This is a genomic window from Enterobacter cloacae complex sp. ECL414 (assembly GCF_021869685.1).
GTDB lineage: Bacteria > Pseudomonadota > Gammaproteobacteria > Enterobacterales > Enterobacteriaceae > Enterobacter > Enterobacter kobei.
In genome coordinates, this window is sequence record NZ_CP091481.1 from 2,717,393 (window position 1) to 2,743,239 (window position 25,847).

General features: G+C 58.1%; 21 protein-coding genes and 1 pseudogene. 7 read left to right on the forward strand and 15 right to left on the reverse strand.

The window, feature by feature from the left end; genetic code table 11:
- Positions 1 to 191: 191 nt before the first annotated feature.
- A complete protein-coding gene (locus L3068_RS13140; RefSeq protein ID WP_014884177.1) occupies positions 192 to 1,589 on the reverse strand; it encodes a NarK family nitrate/nitrite MFS transporter in 1,398 nt (465 codons plus the stop codon).
- 309 nt (positions 1,590 to 1,898) lie between these two features.
- On the opposite strand from L3068_RS13140, the gene narX reads away from it, so the two are divergent.
- A complete protein-coding gene (gene narX, locus L3068_RS13145) occupies positions 1,899 to 3,695 on the forward strand; it encodes a nitrate/nitrite two-component system sensor histidine kinase NarX (protein ID WP_117580382.1) in 1,797 nt (598 codons plus the stop codon).
- Positions 3,688 to 4,338, forward strand: coding sequence for a two-component system response regulator NarL (gene narL / locus L3068_RS13150; RefSeq protein ID WP_008499531.1), 651 nt, complete (start codon positions 3,688 to 3,690; stop codon positions 4,336 to 4,338). The genes narX and narL overlap by 8 nt, the downstream gene beginning before the upstream one ends.
- A 3-nt stretch (positions 4,339 to 4,341) precedes the next feature.
- Here the strand turns inward: narL and L3068_RS13155 are convergent, their stop codons facing one another.
- The 6 genes from L3068_RS13155 to L3068_RS13180 all read right to left on the reverse strand — a co-directional run bounded on the left by L3068_RS13155 (position 4,342) and on the right by L3068_RS13180 (position 15,297).
- Complete coding sequence (locus L3068_RS13155; protein ID WP_014884179.1) at positions 4,342 to 5,748, reverse strand: YchO/YchP family invasin; 1,407 nt, start codon at positions 5,746 to 5,748, stop codon at positions 4,342 to 4,344.
- Between the two features lie 148 nt (positions 5,749 to 5,896).
- A complete protein-coding gene (locus tag L3068_RS13160) occupies positions 5,897 to 8,374 on the reverse strand; it encodes a nitrate reductase (RefSeq protein ID WP_117580384.1) in 2,478 nt (825 codons plus the stop codon).
- Positions 8,371 to 12,357 carry a nitrite reductase large subunit NirB gene (gene nirB, locus L3068_RS13165; protein ID WP_117580386.1) on the reverse strand — a complete coding sequence of 1,329 codons (3,987 nt, stop codon included), beginning with the start codon at positions 12,355 to 12,357 and terminating at the stop codon, positions 8,371 to 8,373. Before nirB ends, L3068_RS13160 begins: the two co-directional genes overlap by 4 nt.
- 13 nt (positions 12,358 to 12,370) lie before the next feature.
- Positions 12,371 to 13,159: an ABC transporter ATP-binding protein gene (locus L3068_RS13170; protein ID WP_014884182.1), complete on the reverse strand. Its 789-nt coding sequence runs from the start codon at positions 13,157 to 13,159 to the stop codon at positions 12,371 to 12,373.
- A 9-nt stretch (positions 13,160 to 13,168) separates the two neighbouring features.
- Complete coding sequence (ntrB, locus tag L3068_RS13175; protein WP_014884183.1) at positions 13,169 to 14,047, reverse strand: nitrate ABC transporter permease; 879 nt, start codon at positions 14,045 to 14,047, stop codon at positions 13,169 to 13,171.
- Positions 14,048 to 14,049: 2 nt separating this feature from the next.
- Positions 14,050 to 15,297 carry a CmpA/NrtA family ABC transporter substrate-binding protein gene (locus L3068_RS13180; RefSeq protein ID WP_059373518.1) on the reverse strand — a complete coding sequence of 416 codons (1,248 nt, stop codon included), beginning with the start codon at positions 15,295 to 15,297 and terminating at the stop codon, positions 14,050 to 14,052.
- Here L3068_RS13180 and L3068_RS25275 point away from each other — a divergent pair.
- The gene (locus tag L3068_RS25275) at positions 15,296 to 15,418 is read left to right on the forward strand and encodes a hypothetical protein (RefSeq protein ID WP_255343926.1); all 123 of its coding nucleotides are present in this window, start codon (positions 15,296 to 15,298) and stop codon (positions 15,416 to 15,418) included. The two genes, L3068_RS13180 and L3068_RS25275, sit on opposite strands and share 2 nt — an antisense overlap.
- A gap of 106 nt (positions 15,419 to 15,524) precedes the next feature.
- Here the strand turns inward: L3068_RS25275 and nasR are convergent, their stop codons facing one another.
- Positions 15,525 to 16,709 carry a nitrate regulatory protein NasR gene (gene nasR, locus L3068_RS13185; protein ID WP_014884186.1) on the reverse strand — a complete coding sequence of 395 codons (1,185 nt, stop codon included), beginning with the start codon at positions 16,707 to 16,709 and terminating at the stop codon, positions 15,525 to 15,527.
- Between the two features lie 72 nt (positions 16,710 to 16,781).
- On the opposite strand from nasR, the gene L3068_RS13190 reads away from it, so the two are divergent.
- The 3 genes from L3068_RS13190 to L3068_RS13200 all read left to right on the forward strand — a co-directional run bounded on the left by L3068_RS13190 (position 16,782) and on the right by L3068_RS13200 (position 19,477).
- The gene (locus L3068_RS13190) at positions 16,782 to 17,135 is read left to right on the forward strand and encodes a DsrE/DsrF/TusD sulfur relay family protein (RefSeq protein ID WP_117580390.1); all 354 of its coding nucleotides are present in this window, start codon (positions 16,782 to 16,784) and stop codon (positions 17,133 to 17,135) included.
- A 106-nt stretch (positions 17,136 to 17,241) separates the two neighbouring features.
- Positions 17,242 to 19,026, forward strand: coding sequence for a methyl-accepting chemotaxis protein (locus L3068_RS13195; RefSeq protein WP_014884188.1), 1,785 nt, complete (start codon positions 17,242 to 17,244; stop codon positions 19,024 to 19,026).
- 211 nt (positions 19,027 to 19,237) lie between these two features.
- On the forward strand, positions 19,238 to 19,477 hold the full coding sequence (locus L3068_RS13200; RefSeq protein ID WP_010432930.1) for a DUF1883 domain-containing protein: 240 nt from the start codon (positions 19,238 to 19,240) through the stop codon (positions 19,475 to 19,477).
- 30 nt (positions 19,478 to 19,507) lie between these two features.
- Here the strand turns inward: L3068_RS13200 and L3068_RS13205 are convergent, their stop codons facing one another.
- Both L3068_RS13205 and chaB read right to left on the reverse strand, forming a co-directional pair.
- On the reverse strand, positions 19,508 to 20,203 hold the full coding sequence (locus L3068_RS13205) for a gamma-glutamylcyclotransferase (protein ID WP_023330588.1): 696 nt from the start codon (positions 20,201 to 20,203) through the stop codon (positions 19,508 to 19,510).
- A gap of 177 nt (positions 20,204 to 20,380) precedes the next feature.
- The gene (chaB, locus tag L3068_RS13210) at positions 20,381 to 20,611 is read right to left on the reverse strand and encodes a putative cation transport regulator ChaB (RefSeq protein ID WP_014884191.1); all 231 of its coding nucleotides are present in this window, start codon (positions 20,609 to 20,611) and stop codon (positions 20,381 to 20,383) included.
- A 269-nt stretch (positions 20,612 to 20,880) separates the two neighbouring features.
- Here chaB and chaA point away from each other — a divergent pair, with 269 nt between their 5' ends.
- The gene (gene chaA, locus L3068_RS13215) at positions 20,881 to 21,981 is read left to right on the forward strand and encodes a sodium-potassium/proton antiporter ChaA (protein WP_014884192.1); all 1,101 of its coding nucleotides are present in this window, start codon (positions 20,881 to 20,883) and stop codon (positions 21,979 to 21,981) included.
- Between the two features lie 115 nt (positions 21,982 to 22,096).
- On the opposite strand, the gene kdsA is transcribed toward chaA, so the two are convergent.
- The 5 genes and pseudogenes from kdsA to prfA form a co-directional block, all read right to left on the reverse strand.
- Complete coding sequence (gene kdsA, locus L3068_RS13220) at positions 22,097 to 22,951, reverse strand: 3-deoxy-8-phosphooctulonate synthase (RefSeq protein WP_014884193.1); 855 nt, start codon at positions 22,949 to 22,951, stop codon at positions 22,097 to 22,099.
- Between the two features lie 36 nt (positions 22,952 to 22,987).
- Positions 22,988 to 23,797, reverse strand: a complete 810-nt coding sequence (sirB1, locus tag L3068_RS13225; RefSeq protein ID WP_008499515.1) for an invasion regulator SirB1 — start codon at positions 23,795 to 23,797, stop codon at positions 22,988 to 22,990.
- Positions 23,798 to 23,832: 35 nt separating this feature from the next.
- Positions 23,833 to 23,922, reverse strand: a pseudogene (locus L3068_RS13230) (siroheme synthase); the annotation flags it as partial.
- An 8-nt stretch (positions 23,923 to 23,930) separates the two neighbouring features.
- Positions 23,931 to 24,761, reverse strand: coding sequence for a peptide chain release factor N(5)-glutamine methyltransferase (prmC, locus tag L3068_RS13235; protein ID WP_014884194.1), 831 nt, complete (start codon positions 24,759 to 24,761; stop codon positions 23,931 to 23,933).
- Entirely contained in the window at positions 24,761 to 25,843 is a 1,083-nt protein-coding gene (prfA, locus tag L3068_RS13240; RefSeq protein ID WP_014884195.1) for a peptide chain release factor 1, read from the reverse strand. The genes prmC and prfA overlap by 1 nt, the downstream gene beginning before the upstream one ends.
- Positions 25,844 to 25,847: the final 4 nt, after the last annotated feature.

A 25,847-nucleotide genomic window follows, 5' to 3' on the forward strand; every position in this document is an offset into this window, starting at 1 on the left:
GATATTTTCATTTCATCGTACAATAACCACGGCAAAATTTAACATCTCAGGTATTAAGGGGTAGACCTCCCTGCAAGGCGACGGCGATCACAGTGTTACCGGCGCGCTTCTGTGCAAACCCATCAGTATGTTGTAACTACTTCCAGAACAAAAAAACGCGGCCCCAAGGCCGCGCAAACGGATAATCACACTTACTTATTTTTCTTGGTATTACGGCCATATACCAGCCACGTAATCACAACGCAGGCGATATAGAACACAAGGAACACTTTCATCGCACCCGCCGGGGAACCGGTCAGGTCAAGCGAAATACCGAACGCTTTCGGGATAAAGAAGCCGCCAATGGCACCGATGGCAGAGATAAAGCCCAGCGCAGCAGCGGTATCCGTCGCCGCTTCACGCATCGCCTGCTCTTCGCTTCCACCCTGCGCTTTCACGCGATCCATCGTCAGCTTACGGAAGATCACGGAGATCATCTGGAAGGTGGACGCACTCCCCAAACCGGCCGTCAGGAACAGCACCATAAACACGCCGAAGAAGGCGATGAAGTTACCGCCCTGTCCGTCCGCTGGCAGCGTCAGGAACAGCAGCGCACAGAAGACCGCCATCACGACAAAGTTCACCAGCGTCACGCGGGTACCGCCCAGACGATCAGAAACCATGCCGCCCAGTGAGCGAGCCAGCGCGCCAATAAATGGACCAAAGAAGGCGAATTGCAGGATCTGCACGTCCGGGAACTGGGTTTTCGACAGCATGGCGAAACCGGCAGAGAAACCGATAAACGACCCGAAGGTGGCCAGATACAGCAGTGCCATCACCCAAAGGTGTCCACGTTTCAGCACCGGCAGCTGTTCACTCAGTGACGCCTTCGACGCAGACAGATCGTTCATAAAGAACCACGCTGCCAGGGTGAAGACCACCAGGAACGGCACCCAAATCCAGGCGGCGTTCTGCAGGTAGAGGGAAGAACCATCCGCCTGTTCAACGCCACCGCCACCAAAGGCAGCAAAAATGGAGACCGAGATCGCCAGCGGCGCGATCAGCTGCATCACGCTCACGCCCATGTTGCCCAGACCACCGTTAATGCCCAGCGCGCCACCCTGTTTCGCTTTCGGGAAGAAGAAGCTGATGTTCGCCATACTGGAGGCGAAGTTCGCACCCGCAAAACCGCACAGCAGGGAGATGATCACGAACACGCTAAACGGCGTGGACGTATCCTGCACCGCGAAGCCGAGCCACACGCAAGGCACGATCATGATCCCGGTACTGAATGCCGTCCAGCGACGGCCACCAAAGACCGGCACCATAAAGGCGTAAGGAACGCGCAGCAGCGCGCCAGACAGTGACGGCAACGCGGTCAGCATAAACAGCTGATCGGTTGTGAACGTAAACCCAACTTTTGGCAGATTTACCGCCACTGCACTAAACAACATCCATACGCAAAACGCTAATAACAGACACGGAACGGAAATCCACAGATTCCGGCTTGCTACACGATGGCCGCGCTGTTGCCAGAACGCCGGATCCTCTGGACGCCAGTCTGTAATAACGGCACCATTTTCCCTTTCGGGAGCGGATGAGTGACTCATAGACACCTCTGATTCTCGAATGATGCTGCAAACATTAGGGTTTTAGGGCGGCGGTAAGTTGATATAAATCAAAGGAAAAGTTCGAGGATTTGCGGCACGAAAAAAGGTCTTATCCTTAGTGAGTAGTCAAATCAGATCAAAAAGGCGTTGTTTTTCACGGCGCTGACGCGTCCCTGCTCCCCCTACCCTCAGATGCATACTCCACTGGCAATTTAGGAGTAATCATTTATAGGTATGGGTATACTCCAGGGTATGCACCAGAATAGCGCCATTCCTGCAAGCAGGCCACGTCAGGAGCCCGGCAACTCTATGTTAAAAAGATGTTTATCACCGCTGACACTCGTCAATCAGTTAGCCCTGATCGTTTTGCTGTCCACCGCACTCGGCGTGACCGGCATGGCGATTTCTGGGTGGCTGGTACAAGGGGTACAGGGTAATGCGCATGCCATCAATGAGGCAGGCTCGCTACGCATGCAGAGTTACCGTCTGCTGGCGTCGGTGCCTCTGACGCAGGACGACCAGCCTCTCATTGATGAAATGGAGCGCACGGCTTTCAGCCCTGAACTGGAAAATGCAGCCATCCGCGCCGGTCAGCAATCCCAGCTTAAAGCCCTTCAGGGCTACTGGCACACCCAACTGGAACCCGGACTGAAACAGGCGCAAAGCCCGGAGACGGTCGCGCAGGACGTGGCGGGTTTTGTCTCACGCATTGATGCCCTGGTCTCCTCTTTTGACCAAACCACTGAATTACGCATCGACCGGGTGGTGATGGTACACCGTGCCATGGCGCTGTTTATGGGCCTGCTGCTGATCTTCACCATTATCTGGCTTCGCGCGCGGCTGCTGAATCCGTGGAAACAGCTGCTGGCCATGGCCCGGGCGGTTACCGCCCGGGATTTTACCCAGCGCACGCACATCAGCGGACGCAACGAAATGGCGATGCTCGGCCAGGCGCTCAACACCATGTCGGCAGAGCTGTCCGAAAGCTACGCGGTGCTTGAGCAGCGCGTACAGGAAAAAACGGCCGGGCTGGAGCAGAAAAACGAAATCCTCTCTTTCCTGTGGCAGGCCAACCGCCGGCTGCACATGCAGGTGCCGCTCTGTGAACGCCTCTCCCCGGTGCTGAATGGCCTGCAAAATCTGACCCTGCTGCATGACCTGGAACTGCGAGTTTACGACGTGGAAGATGAAGATAATCATCAGGAGTTTACCTGTCAGTCCGACATGTCCTGTGATGATAAAGGCTGTCATTTATGCCCTCGCGGCCTGCCGCCGTCGACCACTGGCGGCACGACGCTGAAATGGCGACTAACGGACAGCCATACCCAGTACGGTATTCTGCTGGCGACCCTGCCCGCCGGGCGTCATCTGAGCCACGATCAGCAACAGCTGGTTGATACGCTGGTTGAACAGCTAACGGCCACGCTGGCGCTCGACAGGCATCAGGAAAAACAGCAGCAGCTGATCGTTATGGAAGAACGCGCCACCATCGCCCGCGAGCTGCATGACTCAATCGCCCAATCGCTCTCCTGTATGAAAATGCAGGTAAGCTGCCTGCAGATGCAGGATGCGCAGATGCCGGACAGTAATAAACAGCTGCTCAGCCAGATACGCAACGAGCTGAATACCTCCTGGGTACAGCTGCGTGAGCTGCTGACCACCTTCCGCCTGCAGCTGACCGAGCCGGGCCTGCGTCCGGCGCTGGAAGCCAGCTGTCATGAGTTTAGCGCCCGGCTGGGGTTCCCGGTGAAGCTGGATTACCAGCTGCCGCCGCGGTTTGTCCCGTCACATCAGGCTATTCATCTACTGCAGATCGCCCGTGAAGCGCTCAGCAACGTGCTTAAACACGCGGAAGCGACGGCGGTCACGGTCACCGTCAGCCAGCACGCTAACCAGGTCAGACTCACGGTTCACGACAACGGCCGTGGCGTGCCGGAAAATGCCGAGCGCACGAACCACTATGGTTTAATCATTATGCGAGACCGCGCCCAAAGCCTGCGCGGTGATTGTCAGGTTCGCCGGAGAGAGACGGGTGGCACGGAAGTCGTGGTCACCTTTATTCCCGAAAAACCGCTTACAACTTCTCAAGGAGAAACCCATGACTAATCAGGAACCGGCATCCATCCTGTTGATCGACGACCATCCGATGCTGCGTACTGGCGTAAAACAGCTGGTCAGCATGGCACCCGATATTACCGTGGTTGGCGAAGCCAGCAACGGGGAACAGGGCATTGAGCTCGCCGAGTCCCTCGATCCCGATCTGATCCTGCTCGATCTGAACATGCCCGGCATGAACGGCCTGGAGACCCTCGACAAGCTGCGGGAAAAATCGCTTTCCGGACGCATCGTCGTCTTTAGCGTCTCGAACCATGAAGAAGATGTAGTCACGGCGCTGAAGCGCGGCGCGGATGGTTATCTGCTGAAAGATATGGAGCCGGAAGATCTGCTTAAAGCACTGCAGCAGGCTGCGGCCGGCGAGATGGTGCTGAGTGAAGCCCTGACGCCGGTGCTGGCCGCCAGCCTGCGGGCCAACCGCGCCACGTCTGACCGTGACGTCAGCCAGTTAACACCGCGCGAACGCGATATTCTCAAACTAATCGCCCAGGGGCTGCCGAATAAAATGATCGCCCGCCGTCTGGATATCACCGAAAGCACGGTCAAAGTGCATGTGAAGCATATGCTGAAGAAAATGAAGTTAAAATCCCGCGTTGAGGCCGCCGTGTGGGTACATCAGGAACGCATTTTTTAAGGATTACTCATCCGGCAGCAGCTTCCAGCGCGGGTCGTCGTCAGGTATAGCGATCAGCGGCTGCACCACCGCAAGCGTGATCTCATTGGACGAGACGCGCTGGCCCTTCTCATCTTCCACTACCGCCGAAAGATGCCAGCGGTTTGTCGCGCCTTCTGCCTCATTCCAGGCAGGCATAATCACGCTCCAGCCGTCGCTGCTGTTACCCTTCCCGGGCGACGTCAGGCTCAGTGCCTGGGTATCGCCCTGCCAGTGGATCTGACGGATGCCGTGCGTGCTACGAATCTGTAGCTTCAGCATGACGGTTTCCCCCCCTTTCAGATCCCACGGCGGCGTTGCCAGCCAGACGGACAGCGTTTTACGCTGGCGGAACTCCATAATCGGAAGGCTGTTGCGCTCGGGGGAATCATAGCGGCTGCCACGCAGAGAACGCGTGGCCGCAACTTCACTGGCGGAGAGTTGCTTTACCAGCGGCACGCCAAAGCGGTAGTTAAGCTTCAGGCCGAGGTTATTCTGGCTTTCGCCGCTTTCACCCTGCTTATGCGCGGCGGTCAGCGTGACCAGCGGAACCGGGGTATAGTTAAGCCCAAGATTGACCGCCACCGGGTTGTGATAGCCGGTTCCGCTGTTGAAGAGATCAACGTTGTCGCCAAAATACTGCTCGACGCTGACGCTGGTGTTCAGGTGATGAAACCACGGCAGCCAGGCTTTGGCGGTGACATCATATCCCCGCGCCATTCGCTGTTCCTGAACATCAGATCTATCGCGCCATCCGGCAAACGGCTGGTAATAGTTCGCTGACAGGCGCAGATTCTCCCCCCACACCTCGGCGCCCAGTCCGGCACGCTGCAGGTTTTCGTCCAGCAGATTATCGTAGAAGGTGTTATAGCCCAGCAGCCATTTTCCGGCGACCCAGCGCTGGCCGATTCCGGCGTTACTGACCAGGCCATCCGTCTGCTGCGTCAGGCCAAGCTGGCTCCAGCTCAGGTAACGGTTGTTATCGTTCCAGGGGATAAACCAGCTCCCGCTGCTGCCGTTAAATTTGCCCTCGTTATCCACCAGTAAATTGACGCTGGCGTTCCCCCAGGGCGACAGCCAGGACTCAATCTGCTGGTTCACTTCGCCGCTCACCGCGTCGCGCACCTGACCAAAGGCAAACTGACGCGCCTGCTCGCCCGTTGTCAGGCCGTTGTCGGTCATACTGGCTTCACCAAAGGCTTTCGCCATTTCGGCCAGGTGCTTTTCCCCTTCCCCTGAGGGAGCAGCCATACCCAGGTCGGGCAGATTATCCCCGTTATTATCAAAAGGATTTTGTGCCTGCTGGATAAAGGAACGCGGCGCACCGTGAACGGCTCCGGCCGTAAGAAGGGGGAGTAAGAGCAGAAAACGAATGCGGGACGATACAACCATCAACGTCGTAAAAAAGAACCTGTGTTTATGGATAAACTCTTATTATGTTAACGCGATAAGCCTGGAAATGCAGTTCTGGCGGAAATTTCAGGATTATCCTGAAACTGATTGTCGGGTGGCGGCTACGCCACCCGACGCGCTTACACCATCATCCAAACAGTCCTTTCAACTCCGAAACGCAGGAGCCACAGTTCGTGCCGCACCGTAACGTTGCCCCCAGCGCGGCGACGCTTTCACACCCTCCGGCTATCGCCTCCCGAATCGCATTTTCTCCGACGCTGAAGCAGCTACAGATAATGCGTCCCGGATCCACCGTCTCCTCCACACCCTGCCCGTTCAGCAGCGCATGACGCTCTGCAGGCGTCGTGGGGGGCGAGCGAAAAGCAGCGTCAATGATCGGGTGTACCAGCTCCGGTAACGTGGTGCCTTCCCAGAAGCCGAGCATCAGCTGACCTTCATGCCAGGCCAGCACGCTACTGCGTTCGCCGGTTTGAGCAACCTGTAACTGCCAGCCCCGGCTGCTGGCGTAGTTCATGACCCACGACAGCAACGGTTTATCTCCTGATACCGCCAGATGTGAGGCTTTACGCCACCAGTGAACCCAGGATGGTAACTCCGGCTGTTCGTGGGTATAGAGCACTCCTTGCCAGACGGGCAGCCAGGGCATGATCCGAACGGCGGTTTGTTTGCTCTCCGGCTGGCCCGACGCCGGATCGCAGCGCCCTTCCACCAGCGCATTCACCTTTCCCTGACGGGCAAACACCGCGTTCCAGTGCATCGGGGCAAACGCCTCGCCTTGCCGGATGCCGCGGTTGACTCGCACTCTGGCGACCATCACGCCGCGCGGCGAACTGATCCGCGCCAGCTGGCCATCACACAACGAGAACCGCATGGCATCGCTGGCGCAGACCTCAACAAACGGCTCCGCGATATGCTGCATCAGCCGGGACACATACCCCGTCCGGGTCATGGAGTGCCATTGATCGCGGATGCGTCCGGTATTGAGGAGCACCGGGTACAGCGTGCTGACCGCCGCACCGTGCTGGACCGGATCGACCGGCACCAGGTTTCGGCGCGGGAAATCCCCCGTTGACCACTGATACGGCTCCAGCCGCTCCCACGCTTCGCGGGTAAGTTCAGCCAGGTCATGCAGGTTCAATGCCCGCGTGCCGTCATTTTCAAAGGCCGTCAGCGCCGCGTGCTCGCAAAAAATCTCGTGCGGATGTTGCCAGGCAAAGGCGTCGCCGTGCCCCAGCCGTTTTGCAATCTGCGCGACGATCCACCAGTCCGGTTTTGCCTCTCCCGGGGCAGGCAGAAAGGCGCGCTGGCGCGAAATACGCCGCTCGGAATTGGTCACAGTGCCGTCCTTCTCCCCCCAGGCCAGCGCCGGAAAACGGATATGGGCGAACCGGCTGGTGTCGGTATCGTTCATGACCTCAGAAACAATCACCAGCGGGCAGCCTGCCAGCGCCTGACATACGGCGTGACTGTCCGGCAGCGAGACCGCTGGGTTGGTGCCCATGATCCACACCGCCTTCACTTCGCCACGGGCAATGGCATCGAACAGTTCAACCGCCATCAGGCCTGGCGTCTGCGCCAGCCTTTCCGTTCCCCAGAAACGCGCCACCCGCGAAAGGTCGTCCGGCTCAAAGCTCATGTGCGCCGCCAGCTGATTTGCCAGCCCGCCCACTTCCCGTCCGCCCATGGCGTTTGGCTGTCCGGTCAGCGAAAACGGACCGCAGCCCGGGCGGTTGAATTTTCCGCTGGCAAGATGGACGTTGATGATGGCGTTACACTTGTCGCTACCGCTCGATGACTGGTTGATCCCCATGGTGTAGAGCGTGAGCGCGCGTGGCGCGGTGACAAACCAGTCATAAAACACACCAATATCCTGCACAGGAAGGTCGCAAAACGCCGCCACGCGGGCCATCGGCCACGCGTCGGTTCCCTGGATCACATTGAGCAACCCCACAAACAGCCCCGCATCGCTGCCGGGTTTTAGCGCCAGATGCAGGTCAGCGATATCACAGGTAACCGTTTCACGCGGGTCAATCACCACCACCTTCATCTGAGGATTGGTTTGCTTTGCCTGCACCAGCCGCTGGTACAGAACAGGGTGCGTCCAGGCGGCATTCGAGCCCACCAGTACCACCAGATCGCTGTTCTCCACGTCCTCGTAACTGCACGGCACCACGTCCTCACCGAAGGCACGTTTATAACCCACCACCGCTGACGACATGCAGAGCCGGGAGTTGGTATCAATGTTCGCCGCCCCGATGAACCCCTTCATCAGCTTGTTAGCGGCGTAGTAATCCTCGGTTAACAGCTGGCCGGACGCGTAGAATGCCACCGCCTGCGGCCCCCATGTGTCGATAATGTGCTGGAGCCGTTCACCTGCCGCTTCCAGTGCCTGCGTCCAGTCCACCTCATGACCGTCGAGGACCGGGCGCAAAAGCCGCCCCTGTAAATCGGTTGTCTCCCCCAGGGCGGCCCCTTTCACGCACAGGCGACCAAAATTCGCCGGATGGGTTTCATCTCCCCGAACGCTGACCACGCCGCCTTCCACGCGGGCGACCACGCCGCAGCCCACCCCGCAGTAGGGGCATGTTGTCCGGGTTTCTGTCATGAAGCCTCCGCACGCATGACCAGGGCATCGTTACCGACCCACACTTTGCCGTTTTCGATTTTCACCGGCCAGGCGCGTACCGCAGGCTCACCATTTTCAACCTGACAGCCATCGCGCAGACGAATGCGCTGTTTATAAAGCGGAGAGATCACCACTGGCTCCCCCGCCGCATCGCCAAGAATGCCGCGAGAAAGCACGTTCGCACGGCTTCCTGGCTCCAGGTCGTCGAGGGCATAAACGGTTTTGCCAAAGCGGAACAGCGCAATCGCGTTGTGACCGAGACGCGCGCCAATGCCCGCCTGTTCGGGGATATCCTCGATACCGCAGATTTCCTGCCAGCGTTTGCCTTGCTCTGCGGCAGTGTCGTTCACTGCGGTGCGGAACAGCGCCAGACGGTTGGGATCGTTGAGCGTGGTCTGCCATTCGCACTGGTAGGTTTCCACTACCCGGGCCATCTCCTGCTCCAGTTCGTCGGCAATACCCAGACTGTCCTCGAGGATCACCTCGCGCAGATAGTCGAGGCCGCCTTCCAGGTTGTCCATCCAGGTGCTGGTGCGCTGCAGGCGATCCGCCGTGCGGATGTAGAACATCAGGAACCGGTCAACGGTACGGATCAACGTTTCATCGTCCAGATCGCTGGCGAAAAGATCCGCATGGCGCGGCTTCATGCCGCCGTTGCCGCACAGGTAGAGGTTCCAGCCTTTATCGGTGGCAATGACGCCCACGTCTTTGCTCTGCGCCTCGGCACACTCGCGGGTACAGCCGGAAACCGCCATTTTGATTTTGTGCGGCGCGCGCAGGCCTTTGTAACGGTGCTCCAGTTTGACCGCGAGGCCGGTGGAGTCCTGCACGCCATAGCGGCACCAGGTCGACCCAACGCAGGATTTCACCGTGCGCAGAGATTTCCCGTAAGCGTGGCCGGTCTCAAATCCGGCTTCCACCAGCGCCTGCCAGATCTCCGGTAGCTGTTCCAGAGTGGCGCCAAAGAGGTCAATACGCTGCCCGCCAGTGATTTTGCTGTAAAGGCTATAGCGCTTTGCAATCTGGCCGATGGCGATCAGCCCGTCGGCGGTCACTTCCCCGGCGGGCATACGCGGCACGATGGAATAGGTTCCGTCCTTCTGAATATTGGCAAAGTAACGGTCGTTGGTGTCCTGCAGCGGCAGATGCGTCGGTTTAAGCAGATACTCGTTCCAGCAGGAAGCCAGCACGGACCCGACCAGCGGCTTACAGATTTCGCACCCGTGTCCCTGACCGTAGCGGCTGATGAGCTGGTCAAAGGTGCGGATATGGTTGACGCGCACCAGGTGGTAAATTTCCTGGCGTGACCAGGGGAAGTGTTCACAGATATCCTTTTTCACCTCCACGCCCTGTTCAGCAAGCTGAAACTCCATCACCTGCTTCACCAGCGCACTACAGCCCCCGCAACCGGTCGCCGCTTTAGTGCACTGTTTGATGGCACCGATATCCGTTGCGCCCGCGCTCACGGCCTGGCAAATATCGCCCTTGCTGACGTTATGACACGAACAGATCTGCGCACTTTCCGGCAGCGCCGCCACGCCCAGCGCTTTTGGCGCGCTGCCTGAGGATGCGGGTAATATCAGGGTTTCCGGCGCTTTCGGCAGGCTGATTCCATTGAGCATCATCTGCACCAGCGTGGCGTATTCGCTGGCATCACCCACCAGCACGCCGCCGAGCAGCGTTTTGCTGTCGTGGCTGACCACGATTTTCTTGTAGATTTGCTGCGGCCCGTGCGTCCACTGGTAGCTCAGCGCCCCCGGCGTGCGCCCGTGAGCGTCGCCAAACGACGCCACATCCACGCCCAGCAGCTTGAGTTTGGTGCTCATATCCGCGCCGGTGAAGGTTTTATCCTCCCCTGCCAGCGCGGCGGCGGCTACGCGTGCCATCTGGTAGCCCGGGGCAACCAGTCCAAAGATTTTCCCTTCCCACAACGCGCATTCGCCAATGGCAAACACGTCACGGTCGGAAGTCTGGCAGCCATCGTCAATGCAGATCCCGCCGCGCTCGCCGATAGCCAGCCCGCTGCTGCGCGCCAGCGCGTCCTGCGGACGGATACCGGCAGAAAAGACCACCAGGTCCGTTTCCAGCGCTTCGCCATCGGCAAAGCGCAGCACCAGCCCGTCATCCGTCGACGCAATTTCCGTGGTGGCTTTAGCGGTGTGAACGCCCACGCCCAGCGCCTCGATTTTCTTGCGCAGCATCGACGCGCCGTCGTTATCGAGCTGAACCGCCATCAGATTGGGCGCAAACTCCACCACGTGAGTGTCGAGCCCGAGTTGTTTCAGGGCGTTTGCTGCCTCCAGCCCCAGCAGCCCGCCGCCGATGACGACCCCGCGACGCGCACCCGCCGCATGGGCCGCAATGTTGTCGAGATCGTCGAGCGTGCGGTAGACAAAACAGCCCGGCAGATCGTTACCCGGTACCGGCGGGACAAACGGGTATGAGCCGGTCGCCAGCACCAGTTTATCCCAGTGCGTTTCATGCCCACTGGCGGTACGCACCACGCGCGCGTCGCGGTCAATGGCGACAATCTGCTGCGACAGGCGCAGCTCAATGCCGTTATCAGCAAAAAAATCCCCTGCCACCAGCGAGAGCGAATCCGCACTGCGGCCGCCAAAATACTCGGACAGATGCACCCGGTCATAGGCGGCATAGCGCTCTTCACCAAAGACCACGATCTGATACTGCTGATGTAAGTTGCGGTTAACGCAATCTTCGAGAAAATGATGGCCGACCATACCGTGCCCAACCACCACCAGAGTAGGTTTTGTCATAGCGTTCTGTCCTGCAACCTGCGGTTGCGTAGTGAATCGATCGAACAGCCAGTCCGCGTGTGCGGGCGCAGCCGTTGCCAGTAAATCGGTAAATGTCGCCGCGTTGCGGCAATCTCCCATCAGCAGCACGCCAGCCAGCGTCCCCTGATGGATCAGTAAGCGACGATAGTGACGCGTCAGCGGATCCCATGAACGCCAGACCACGTCGCCCTCCTGCTCCGCCGCGCGACCCAGGCTGAACAGCTCCACGCCGGTCACCTTGAGGCGCACACCGTTGTCGGTGAGGGTAAACGGCGCAGTGGTGTCGCCCGCCAGCCGTGCGGCGAGGATATCGGCCTGCGCCAGACAGGGGGCGACCAGGCCAAACGTCTGGCCATCAATTTCGCAGCACTCGCCAATGGCATAGATGTCCGGCGCGGAGGTCTGCATCTGGTGATTCACCACAATCCCGCGCGCGCAATGAAGGCCGCTGGCCTTTGCCAGGCCAATGTTGGGCTGCACGCCGGTCGCCAGCACCACGCGCGCCGCAGCAATACTGCGTCCATTGAGCAACGTCACGGTGTTGTCGTTAATCGCCGAGATGCCGGAGGCAAGCTCACAGCGTACGCCCCGTTCCGCCAGCGCCTCCTCCAGCAGCGCGCCAGCCTGTTGATCCAGCTGTTGTTCCATCAGCCACGGACCGCGATGAACGAGCGTGACGTTGTCACCTGAGCGTGCCAGTGCTGCCGCAGTCTCAACCCCAAGCACGCCGCCCCCCAGCACCACCGCCGGACCGGAAACTGCCTGAATGGCGCAGGTATCCTCCAGGGTGCGGAACGTGAACACCTGCGGCGCATCACCGCCGGGGATCGGCGGAACAAAAGGCGTTGAACCGGTGGCAAATACCAGGGCATCCCAGCCCAGCGTGCGGGTGGCGGTTCGCACTTCCCGTGAGACCACGTCCACGGCAAGCGCCCTTTCGCCCCGCAGCACCGTAACGCCACGTACCCGGTACCAGTCCTCATCCTGAAGACAGATATCCGCTGCCGCTTTCTCGCCCCCCAGCACCGGCGAAAGCTGAATGCGGTTATAGGCATGCTCAGGCTCATCACCGACGACGGTGATAGCAAAACGACCCGAGGCCCGCCCGGTTAGCCCGTCAATCAGCCGGGTGGCCGCCATTCCATTCCCGATAATGACCAGTCGCATCAAAGCCCCCTCGTTACGCCGCTTTCGGCTGTTTTTCGTAGAGGAAATGGAGGATCTGCTGACGCATGTGGTGGTAGCGGCTGTCGTCCGCCAGCTGAACCCGGTTGCGCGGACGCGGCAGATCAACGCGCAGGATCTCTCCGACGGTCGCCGCCGGGCCGTTGGTCATCATCAGCACGCGATCGGAAAGCAGCACTGCCTCATCCACGTCGTGGGTAATCAGCACGATAGTGGTGTTCAATGCCTGCTGGATCTGCATCACCGAGTCCTGCAGATGGGCTCGCGTCAGCGCATCCAGCGCGCCGAACGGTTCATCCATCAGCAGCACTTTTGGCTTCATCGCCAGCGCGCGGGCGATGCCCACGCGCTGCTTCATGCCGCCGGAGATCTCCCCCGGGCGCTTATGCAAGGCATGCCCCATCTGCACGCGGTCGAGGTTGTGCTCGATCCACGCTTTACGCTCAGACTTGCTCATGGTGTGACGGAACACCTGATCCACCGCCAGGGCGACGTTGTCAAAGCAGGTGAGCCATGGCAGCAGGGAATGGTTCTGAAACACCACCGCGCGCTCGGGGCCCGGCCCGGCAATTTCGCGGTTGTCGCAGATAAGCCCACCTTCCGTCGGCAGCGTAATGCCGGCAATAAGGTTCAGCAGCGTCGATTTGCCGCAGCCGGAGTGGCCGATCAAACTGACGGTTTCGCCCTCGTGAATATCAAACGAAACGTTTTGCAGCGCCAGAAACTCGCCGCTGGCAGTAGAAAAGCGCTGGCTCACGCCCTGGACCTGAATTAATGGTTTCATCTTCGCTCCTTATTTTTCCTGCCAGCTAAAGCGACGGGCAATCAGCATCAGCCCCTGCTCCAGCAGCAACCCGACCACGCCAATAATGACGATGGCGATGAGAATGTTTTCGACGTTGAGGTTGTTCCACTCGTTCCAGATCCAGAAGCCGATGCCTAAGCCTCCGGTGAGCATCTCGGCGGCGACAATCACCAGCCAGGCAATACCGATGGAGAGGCGTACCCCGGTCAGCACCGCAGGCAGCACGGCAGGAAAGAGAATGCGGCGCATGATGGTCCACTCAGAGAGTTGCAGTACCCGGGCGACGTTGAGGTAGTCCTGTGGAATACGGCGCACCCCTTCCGCGGTGTTGATGACCATCGGCCAGATGGAGCAGATAAATATGGTCCAGCTTGATGCTGGCTCCGCTTTCTGGAACAGCAGCAGGCCGATGGGCAGCCAGGCCAGCGGGCTAACCGGCCGCAGGAGGGCAATTAGCGGGTTGAACATGCGCGAGAAAAAGGTGAAGCGGCCAATCAGAAAGCCCAGCGGAATCCCCGCCAGCGCTGCCAGACCAAAGCCGATGGCGACGCGCTGCAGTGACGCAAGCACATTCCAGCCTATGCCCATATCGTTTGGCCCGTCGCGATAAAACGGATCGGCGAACAGGGTTATGGCCGAGTCGAGCGTGCTGAGCGGCGTCGGGAAGCCTTTGCTGTTTATCGCCGCCAGTTGCCAGAGCACCACCAGCAGCCCCAGCCCCAGAAACGCCGGAATGACGCGCTGTAAAACATCATTCATTCGACGCGCCAACGCAGGCGTACGACGACGAACCTGTAACGGTGGCAGGACAATCACCTCCCCGCTCTCAGGCTTCTCTTGTGGTTTTGTGTTTTGCAGATGCGGCATAATCAGGCCCCTTTACGGTGAATGGCAAAACGGTTGGCGTACCCTTCCGGATCGGTTCCGCTCCAGACGGTACCGTCCATCAGCGTGCTGCTGCGATACGGTGATGAGGGAGTGGAGAGTCCGCCGACGGCGGTGGCAGCATCCTGCCAGACCGCGGTCTGGTTAATGCGCTGCGCAATACCCACGTAATCCGGCGCGGTTTTAAGCAAGCCCCAGCGGCGGAACTGGGTTAAGAACCACATGCCGTCAGAGAGATACGGATAACTGACGGCACCCTCGTTGAAGAAACGGATCGGGTGTGCGTCCTGCCAGCGCTGCCCCAGGCCGTTGTCGTATTCCCCGAGCATTCGCCCGGTGAGATACTGTTCTTTGCAGTTGAGCCACGCCCGGCGCGAGAGGATCTGCGCGGTTTCACGTTTGTTTTCCGGGGACGCCTCAATCCAGCGCGCGGCTTCCATCACGGCACTCACCAGCGCCCGGGCGGTGTGCGGATTTTTCTCCACCCAGTCGCGACGCGTGCCGAGAATTTTTTCAGGATGATCCGCCCAGATGGACTGCGACGTGGCAGCGGTGAAGCCAATGCGGTCGTTAATCGCCCTCGCGTTCCACGGCTCACCGACGCAAAAGCCCACCATGTTGCCAATGCGCATGTTCATCACCATCTGCGGCGGCGGCACCACCACTGTGCGCACGTCATCGAAGGGGTTAATGCCTGCGCTCGCCAGCCAGTAGTAAAGCCACATGGCGTGCGTTCCGGTCGGGAAGGTGTGCGCGAAAGTGTAAGTGCCAGGCGCCTGCTGCCCGACCAGCGTTTTCAGCCCGTCAAGATCGCGAACCCCCTTCTCCGCCAGATCGCTGGAGAGCGTAATGGCCTGACCGTTCTGGTTAAGCGTCATCAGGTTTGCCATCTGCTGCGGCTTGCCTGCAATACCCAGTTCAAGCCCGTACAGCAGACCGTAAAGAATGTGCGCGGCGTCCAGCTCCCCCGCCACCAGCTTGTCGCGTACCGCTGCCCAGCTCGCCTCTTTGGTGGGGACGATGGTGATACCGTATTTTTTATCAAAGCCTTTCAGGGCTGCGATAACCACCGGCGCACAGTCGGTCAGCGGGATAAACCCGATACGTACCGTCTCCTGCTCCGGTTTATCCGAGCCTGCCGCCCAGGCAGCCTGCATGACACCCGGTAATAACACTGCGCCACTCGCCAGCATGCTGGCCTGCAAAAACCGCCGTCTCGACAAATCCGCCATGACCACTCCTGAAAAAAAGCCAAAAAAAAGCGCCCACAGTGCCGAAGCACCGCTGGACGCCTTTATCCCGAAGACTGATGCACCGCCGTTGGCGCACCGTCAAAAATGGTTAATTCAATAATGCAAAGTCAATGCCAGGTTTGAACACCCTGTTTCAGGGCCGAAAGCCGGGTTTTGCTCGCCATTACGCACCCCAATCAGGCACAACATGCCCACTGATTGTGCAGCTACTCCTTTGGGGTTATCTGCCACACGCTTTTCACCGTAAGTAGCGCCCGGGCGATATCCACCATGCGCTGATTCTTGTCCATCGCCATTTTGCGCAGCGTTGTCCAGGCCTGCTCCTCACTCATATTCTGGTGGGTCATCAGCACGCTTTTTGCTTTATCAATGGTTTTTCGCTCCTCAAGCGTATCGCGCAGCGACGCAAGCTGACGGGAGAGCTGCTCAATCTCGCGCGCCTGCTGGCGAACCAGAGGCAGCAGGGGTTTATCCGGGTAATGCGCCAGCGGGTCCTCCAGTTCATCTGCAGGATGCAGATAGACCTCGTCACGCTGAATCCGCTCATCCACCGCGACCATCAGATCGGCGATGATTGTCTCCTCCAGCGCGCGCAGATGCTCCAGCCGCGCCGTCTGCAGCGCAAACCACGCCAGCGCGGTATGGCCATTATCCGCGGCAGGCTGGCGGGTACAGGCCACGCGCCGGAGTTGCTCCGTCTCACGGTCGGGCTGGCAGTTGAGGGAGAAAGTGGCCTGAACGTCAGCCTGACTGTGGGAGAGGAAGATCTCAAAGCAGGCTTGCTGCCCGTCAATGCGATCTACCAGTCTCTGGCGGGTAACGTCATCAAAAAAACCCTGCGTGAAGCCTATCGCCCCCAGGGCCCGCTCTTGTCCCGCCAGCTCTTTCCCCTGCATCAGGCTGTAAAGGGCGACAAACCGGCCCGCGATTTGCGGATCGTCAATGCTGTCATTGAGTTGCGGCACGATACTGAGCAGATGGCGAAGCATGCGAGAGTAATGTTCCATGGCCTGCGGGGCCGTCAGGGTTTGTTGACTCACCCCGTCACGCAGCGCGGGAAGTGTGTCCAGCGTATGCAGTGCATTACCGATACGTTCGCAGACGGCGCTCCCCGGGAGGAGGGACTGCTTGCCAAGTATCGTATTCAGCGCAGCAAGATTTTCGTCTACCAGTGCCCGGCTGGCTTTGCATTCAGGCGCGTAGAGCTTACCCTGTGAACAGAGCCAGACGTTGGATGCCCCGCGCTCGCACTGTAGCATATGGACCAGTTGGCTAATGCCGTGCACCAGCACGTTCAGCTCTGCCAGCTTGCTGAGCTGCTCCCGGCGCATCAGCCTCGCGCGCTGAAGCCATTCGGTTGCACCTGGCGAAATGCCAGCCATTAATGTCATGCTTACTCTCCCGGACAGCGAAACTCCGGAGAACTAAGCAATATTCGTGCCTTTATAAGAACAGGAGTCAACATGCAGAAGATTGTGATCGTCGCCAACGGGGCGGCCTACGGCAGCGAATCTCTTTTTAACAGCCTGCGTCTGGCCATTGCGCTACGTGAAAAAGAGAGCGAGCTGGCATTACAGATTTTTTTAATGTCGGATGCCGTCACCGCCGGGCTGAAGGGCCAAAAGCCGGCAGAAGGCTATAACATTCAGCAGATGCTGGAGATCCTGACCGCGCAAAATGTGCCGGTGAAACTGTGCAAGACCTGTACCGACGGACGCGGGATTACCACTCTGCCGCTGATAGAGGGCGTAGAAATCGGGACGCTGGTTGAGCTGGCCGAATGGACGCTGACCGCAGATAAAGTATTAACTTTTTAATAATAATCCCGTAAAAATATTATTTTCTTATGGACGCGGTTTCAGCATCAAGTTTACCTGCGGGGTTGCCGATAGGCATGGAAACAACACAGCAGGTATTTCACTTATGTTCAGATCGATTCGCGCACGTATTATCGCCACGACGACAGGTTGCCTTGTCGTCGCCCTTCTTCTCAATACCGTTATTAACTTCCAGGTCACGCGCCAGGATAACCAGCAGTCACAGCGCGATATATTGACCAGTACCAGCGCCAGCCACAACATGGCGATTGCCGACTGGGCCAAAAGCAAAATGACGGTGATTACCTCCGCACAAAGCGTCGCGCTGGCTGACGACCCGGTTCCGGTGTTTAAACAACTGGCGCAGGCGGGGGGATTCACTAACGTCTATGTGGGTTATGCGAGCAAGACGGCGAAGTTTTCTGAACCTGCGGGTGTCCCGGCGGATTATGATCCGACCATTCGTCCCTGGTATCAGCAGGTGGTGAGCACGGACGGCCCGGTAGTGACAGCACCCTATGTTGATGCCGGTACCGGAAAGCTGGTGGTGACGTTTGCTGTACCGGTGAAAGAAAATGGCGTCCTGAAAGCGGTGGTGGCGGGCGATGTCGCCATGGATAGCGTCGTGGCAAACGTGCGCGGCATCCACCCAACACCCGCCAGCAGCGGGCTGCTCCTGAACAGTGACGGTACCGTGATTGCCGCCAACGATCCGGCTTTGACCCTGAAGCCGTTTGCCGAGACGATCAAAGGGATCGACTTTGCGGCGCTGAAACGCGGTAATCCGGTCGACGGAACCCTGAATGATGTAGACAAGACCTTCATTGCCTCAGCCGTGCCGGGCACAAACTGGCTGCTGGTCGTCGCGCTCGACAACAGCGATGCCACCTCCGGCATGCGTTCCCTGCTGAAAGCGTCGGCGATTTCGCTGGTGATCCTGGCACTCCTGAGCGGCGCCATTGTTCACGTCCTGATTGCCCGTCTGCTGAAACGCTTGTCTGACATTCGTGATGCGATGCATAACATTGCCAACGGGACCAACGATCTGTCCCAGCGTTTGCCGGACAGCGGCAATGATGAAGTGGCGCAAATTGCGCAGGCCTTTAATGCCTTCAGCGATAAGCTTTCCGTCGTGATGGTACAACTCCGTGACGCCAGCGCGTCGGTGAAAAATGCCGCGCAGGAAATTGCGGCTGGCAACCAGGATCTTTCCGGGCGTACCGAGCAGGCGGCGTCCAGCCTTCGCGAGACCGCCAGCGCGGTGGAGCAGATCACCGCCTCCGTCACGCAATCGAATGAATCGGCAGCGGAAGCGAACGATCAGGCAAGCAAAGCGTCTGCGGCTGCCGCGCGCGGTGGTGAAGTGGTTTCTCAGGCCATCAGCACGATGCAGTCCATCGAAGTGGCGTCCGCAAAAATTGGTGATATCACCAGCGTCATCGACGGTATCGCCTTCCAGACCAACATTCTGGCGCTGAACGCCTCCGTCGAGGCGGCGCGTGCCGGTGAGCAGGGCCGCGGATTTGCCGTGGTAGCCGGGGAAGTGCGTAACCTCGCCAGTCGTAGCGCCCAGGCGGCGAAAGAGATCAAATCCCTGATTGATTCCACCACCGATAGCGTGGCGACTGGTTCGCGCTATGTGCATCTGGCCGGTGAAAGCATGGATGAGATCCGCTCCAGCATCGGCAGCGTCTCCGGCATCATGCGCGAAATCTCCATCGCCACCAGCGAACAGATGAAAGGCATCCATGAGATTAATCACGCTGTGACGCATCTCGACAGAATGGTGCAGCAGAACGCCGAGCTGGTGGTGCAGTCCGCCGCCGCCGCGGGAGCCCTGCAGAGCCAGGCGGGCGACCTTGCTGAAACGGCCGGCCATTTCCGCATTTAATGTTCCTCCGGCGCGCGTTTCGCGGGTAAAACGCGCGCCAGCCTAACTTTTGAGGAATTTTGTCATTTTTGTTTAATCGTTATGCCATTTTTTGATCAAAATCAGCATCCCGACTCTCCCCCTTTGGTGTTATGCAACGAGTGAATTGTGAACAACATCACGCTCGGATATGGCTGCAGGGAGAGCGTTGTTTAAGACTACGGGGTAAAAAATGGCACTGGTAAAAACAAGTTTGAAACTGTTCGGCGGGGATACGGTAGTGGTGCGTTGCTCAGAACGCTGCCGCATACATCTCATGAGTTCAAAAGCGCAAAAGCAATCCCAGGCGGATATTCTGACCGTGCAGGATGATAAAGCGTGGCTTACCGTGCCGTATACCGGCACATGGGATGTGCTGATCGACAGCCACAGTCAGTCGCTGGAGCATTCCGTCAGCTACGTGGCAGCATAAGAGTAAACGCCCGGCCAGCCGGGCGTATTATCAGGCAAAACCCGGTCGCAGCGTGCTGTTGACAGGGTTCCCTTCCAGCAGCGCCCTCACCTTTACCACCAGCTCATTCAGACAATCGTCCTTCATGCCGAGGCGGGTCAGCTCCTGATCGAGGGAGAAGAGATACTGCGCGTTGGTGCCCAGCGGCCCGCTGGCGGCGGCAATCAACGGGGCGATGACCTGCGTGCGGGTATCCGCTTCATACAGCGGATGGCGTGGATCCATAATAAACACCAGCGCATTGACGGTACGTCCATCGTCAAGCTCCAGCTTGCACCAGCTCGGCATATAGCAGCCGGTGATCATCTCGCGCTTCCAGAGCAGCGTCAGCTCCTCTTCGAGCGTGGCATCCGGGAGGCGATACGCCACGCCCGTGGTGCGTCCGCCCTCTTTCAGTGCAAGCATGCGACCAGGCTGACACGCACTGCCGCGTCCGGCCGTCAGGCGCAGACAAAATGCGCGGTGCCAGCCAGGCAGCGTTCCCGTTGCCGATTCGACAAATTCCAGAGCCGGGTTCCACATCAGCGAACCGTAGCCAAAAATCCATACCGGGCCATCATCCGGGCGGCAGGCAAGCGTGGCAGCAAGCGACGCCGCACGTTGTTCAGCTGACCAGAGAAGCGATTCCTCAATAGCACCAAATGCCGTCTTACAATCTGCCTTCATTAAGAAATCACGCGTTAACACTTTACACCTCCGCCACTGCATGCTTCCTTGCGACATCTGTAATGCGCCTTCCCGGCATTTTTTTCTGGTCATTTTGCCAGCAGTGAAATAACGATAAGCAATTAGCGGACCAGTTGCAATACAACGGAAGTTCAACCGCCTGAAAAGTCAAAATGAAGGCAGCGAATTATTTCACGGCTATTTCTTTTTATGCCATTTATCATCGTCTCCTTTCTCGTAGTCATGTTTAACTGCGGCCCAGGCGACCTTATGCGCCGTCTCTTCCCGGCTGGCATCATCCCGGCGATCGTCTTTATCTTTGTACTGATCCCAGGCGCTGTTAAACGCTTCCTTGTAGATATCCTGCGCGTGTTCAGGCAGGACATTTTTCACGTTATCAGGTAATTCGCGTTTCGTTTTGTAGGGCATCACTAACCTCTATTTTCGGTAAAGAGATAAGTGTGGACGACGATATGCCATGGTGCCACCCAACAATAATTAATGAGTAAATTAAAATTATAATTCGTTGTTATTTAATATTTATTTATGAGAGATATGGCATTATAGACTTCAAAGAATAAAAACATCACAAACGGTAAAATTAAGTAAAAATTAGAAGGTATTTAACAGATTTCTGTTAATTTAATCTCCTTAAAATCTATCTATAATTACAAGCACCTGCATTGATGGAGAAGCACATGACAGCAACACACGAGGCGGTAAAGACCCGCCACAAGGAGACGTCACTCATTTTCCCGGTTCTGGCACTGGCTGTGCTGCTCTTCTGGGGAAGCAGTCAGTCACTGCCAGTGGTGGTTGGTATCAATATTCTTGCCCTGGTCGGTATTTTAACCAGCGCATTTAGCGTCGTTCGCCATGCGGACGTATTAGCCCACCGTCTGGGCGAGCCGTACGGTTCGTTAATTCTGAGTCTTTCCGTTGTTATTCTCGAAGTCAGCCTGATTTCCGCGCTTATGGCGACCGGCGATGCTGCCCCGACGCTGATGCGCGATACCCTCTACTCCATCATTATGATTGTGACAGGCGGCCTGGTGGGCTTCTCGCTGTTGCTGGGCGGACGTAAATTTGCGACCCAGTACATGAACCTGTTTGGCATTAAACAGTACCTGATTGCCCTCTTCCCGCTGGCAATTATCGTGCTGGTCTTCCCGATGGCGCTGCCAGGCGCAAACTTCTCCACCGGTCAGGCGCTGCTGGTCGCGCTGATTTCCGCAGCCATGTACGGCGTGTTCCTGCTGATTCAGACCAAAACGCACCAGAGCCTGTTTGTATACGAACATGAAGATGACGGCGACGACGATGACCCGCACCACGGTAAGCCGTCAGCACACAGCAGTGTGTGGCACACGGTTTGGCTGATCGTGCATCTGATTGCGGTCATTGCGGTCACCAAAATGAATGCCAACCCGCTGGAGACGCTGTTGACCGAGCTGAACGCCCCGGTGGCCTTTACCGGTTTCCTGGTGGCGCTGCTGATCCTGTCCCCTGAAGGGCTGGGGGCGCTGAAAGCGGTGTTGAACAATCAGGTGCAGCGTGCAATGAACCTGTTCTTCGGCTCCGTGCTGGCGACCATATCACTCACCGTACCGGTGGTGACGCTGATTGCCTTTATGACGGGGAACGAACTGCAGTTTGCGCTGGGCGCGCCGGAGATGATTGTGATGGTGGCCTCGCTGCTGCTGTGCCAGATCTCCTTCTCCACCGGACGCACCAACGTGCTGAACGGCGCGGCACATATGGCGCTGTTTGTGGCGTACCTGATGACGATATTTGCCTAGCCTCTTTGCCCAGCGGCGCTTCGCTTGCAGTGCCTACAGGTTTTGTAGGCCGGGTAAGCGCAGCGCCACCCGGCAATATGTCCTATAAAAAAACCCGCCGAAGCGGGTTTTTTTATTAGTTGCTGGTATCCAGCTCGTCGAAGTTCTTCACCAGATCGTCAATCGCTTTGATCTGCTTCAGGAACGGCTCCAGCTTATCCAGCGGCAGTGCGGACGGACCATCGCATTTCGCGTTAGCCGGATCCGGGTGCGCTTCAATGAACAGACCCGCCAGACCCGTTGCCATACCGGCGCGCGCCAGCTCGGTTACCTGCGCACGACGACCGCCAGACGCGGCACCAAACGGGTCACGGCACTGCAGGGCGTGAGTCACGTCGAAGATCACCGGAGACTGGTTAGAGACGTTCTTCATCACGCTGAAGCCCAGCATATCCACGACCAGGTTGTCATAACCGAAGTTTGCACCACGGTCGCACAGGATAACCTTGTCATTGCCGCCTTCGATAAACTTGTCGACAATGTTCCCCATCTGGCCAGGGCTCACGAACTGTGGTTTTTTCACGTTGATGACCGCGCCGGTTTTCGCCATCGCTTCCACCAGGTCCGTCTGACGGGCCAGGAATGCCGGAAGCTGGATCACGTCTACAACGTCCGCTACAGGCTGTGCCTGCCAGGACTCATGCACGTCGGTGATCACTTTCACGCCAAACGTCTGTTTCAGCTCCTGGAAAATCTTCATGCCCTCTTCCAGGCCCGGGCCGCGGTAAGAGTGAATGGAGGAGCGGTTGGCTTTGTCAAAAGAGGCCTTAAACACGTACGGGATGCCCAGCTTCTGGGTCACGGTCACGTAGTGCTCGCAGATACGCATGGCGAGATCGCGGGATTCCAGCACGTTCATACCGCCAAACAGCACGAACGGCAGGTCGTTTGCTACCTTGATATCACCAATGCTAACCACTTTTTGTTTCATAGGATCGCCTTATTCAGGTGTGAATCGGAATTAAGATTAATGCAGTGTAATTTGTTTGTGCGAGATCGCGTTGATCTGCGCGCGAATCATTTCGCTAATCGGATCTTCCGGGCACTGCTCAACGAAATAGCTCAGATCGTTCAGCGCAACGTGTTCGCAGTCGAGCTGGGCATAGATAAGCCCGCGGTCGCGAATTTCGTAGGGATCTTCCGGATTAAACTGCAGCAGCACTTCGCTGGCACGCAAGGCCAGCTCCATCTGACGCTCTTCCATCAGCGCTGATTTCAGCGTATCCAGCAGCTTGCGGATCACTTCGGCGTTATCGGCCTCGTCGAGATCTTCGTTAAAGAGCTCGGCGACCGGGCTGATGTTGCCTTTCAGCCAGACGTCCAGCGTATGCTCATCCAGTGTATCGCCGTTAAACGGATTAATGAGCCACATCTCGCCGTCCAGCCACTCCGCCCGCAGGATCATCTGCGTCGGGAAAATGACCGGCACCAGTGGAATATCAAGACGGTGCGCGACCCACAGCAAAATAGAGCCCAGCGCAACGGCGCTGCCCTGACGGTTTTTTAAGACCTGGTCCAGCCATAATGCGTCAGACAGGCGATACACGCCACGCGTGTCGCAGAAACCCCATTCGCCGTAGAAAAGCTCAAGCAGCTTCTCTAATTGCCAGTCCTGCGGGCGCGCCTGATTGATCTCTTCACGCGCCAGGCTGACCAGATTCTCCAGTTCATCGTAAACGTACTGCGACGTAAAATCGTCGCGTATCATCTCCGAAATCAGGATCATGCCATCGCAAAGCGGCACTTTATTAAATTCGAAATCGGCTAAGGACTTCATGACTTACCCCAGTAACGCCCGAACGTACAGCTACCCCCGGGCGCGATAAAACTCAAAACAATGTAGATGATAACGCCAAACCGCCTTTCAGTCAGCCTTACGCCTTTATCAGTAAATGGCAGATAGCCTTGTTTCACGCCCACTGGCCTAGCGTCAACCGTTCATTACCGCCGTAGTCACGGCAGGTTTCCACTGCGGTATAACCCGCTTGCGTAAACAGCGCACGTACGGCTTCCCCCTGCGTCCAGCCATGTTCCACCAGCAGCCAGCCGCCGGGAAGTAAATGTTGCCGTGACGTTGTCACTATGTGATCAAGATCGGCTAACCCTGCGTTAGCCGCAACCAGCGCCGTCAATGGCTCGAAACGAACATCGCCCTGCGCAAGGTGCGGGTCGTGCTCGTCAATATACGGCGGGTTACTGACGATCATCTCGAACGAGCGAGTCTCCAGCGCGCTAAACCAGCTGCTTTGCAGCACGGTCACGTTAGTCAGCCCAAGACGCGCCACGTTACGCTGCGCCAGGGTCACCGCGTCAGGCATCACATCCACTGCCGTCACATCACAATCCGGACGCTCGCTGGCAAGCGCCAGCGCGATAGCACCCGTTCCTGTTCCGAGATCGAGAATGCGGCTGGCCGCAGCCGGCAAACGCGCCAGCGCCTGCTCCACCAGACATTCGGTATCCGGGCGTGGAATCAGCGTTGCCGCTGAGACATAAAGCGGGAGCGACCAGAACTCACGTTCACCGACAAGATGCGCCACCGGCTCACCGTTTTTACGGCGGGCAAGCAGCGTAGCGAGCTGCGCTTGCTGCTCAGCGGTCAAGGGCGTCTCACCGAATGCCAGCAGATACGTACGGGCTTTACCCGTTACATGCTCCAGCAAAATTTCGGCGTCGCGTTTTGGGCTTTCGCTTGCGGAAAGCTCGCCGGCGGCCTCACGTAACCAGCGCTGAAAATCCATTATTCCTGCTCGGACAGCGCCGCCAGCTGGTCGGCCTGGTATTCCTGCACGATAGGCTCAATCAGCATATCCAGCTTCCCTTCCATCACCTCGTCCAGACGGTAAAGCGTCAGGTTAATGCGGTGGTCGGTCACGCGGCCCTGCGGAAAGTTGTAGGTACGGTTACGGTCGCTGCGATCGCCGCTGCCGAGCAGGTTACGACGCGTCGATGCTTCCGCCTGCTGGCGTTTCGCCATTTCGGCCGCGTGGATACGCGCACCCAGCACGGACAAGGCTTTGGCTTTGTTTTTATGCTGCGAACGCTCGTCCTGACACTCCACCACAATACCGGTTGGCAGGTGAGTAATACGGATAGCGGAATCGGTGGTGTTAACGTGCTGGCCGCCCGCACCAGAGGAGCGGAAGGTGTCGATGCGCAGGTCCGCCGGGTTGATGTCCGGCAATTCCGCTTCCGGCAGCTCTGGCATCACCGCCACTGTACAGGCAGAGGTATGAATACGCCCCTGAGATTCCGTAGCAGGCACGCGCTGCACGCGATGACCGCCAGATTCAAACTTCAGACGACCATACACGCCGTCGCCGCTGATCTTGGCGATAACCTCTTTATAGCCACCATGCTCGCCGTCGTTAGCGCTCATGATTTCCACGCGCCAGCGACGCGATTCAGCGTAGCGGCTGTACATGCGGAACAGATCCCCGGCAAACAGCGCCGCTTCATCACCGCCGGTACCGGCGCGGACTTCCACAAACGCGTTACGCTCGTCGTCCGGATCTTTTGGCAGCAGCAGCACCTGAAGCTGTTGCTCCATCTCTTCAGAACGCGCTTTCGCATCCTGTAACTCTTCCTGCGCCATCTCGCGCATTTCAGGATCGTCGAGCATCATCTGCGCGGTTTCGATGTCTTCCTGAACCTGTCGCCAGTCGGTAAAGCATTTAGAAACATCACTTAACTGCGCGTACTCACGCGAGAGTGCGCGAAAACGTTCCTGGTCCGCAATGGTTCCGGCATCCCCGAGCAGCGCCTGGACTTCTTCATGGCGCTCGTGCAGAGCTTCCAGTTTAGCGACGATAGAAGGCTTCATAGGC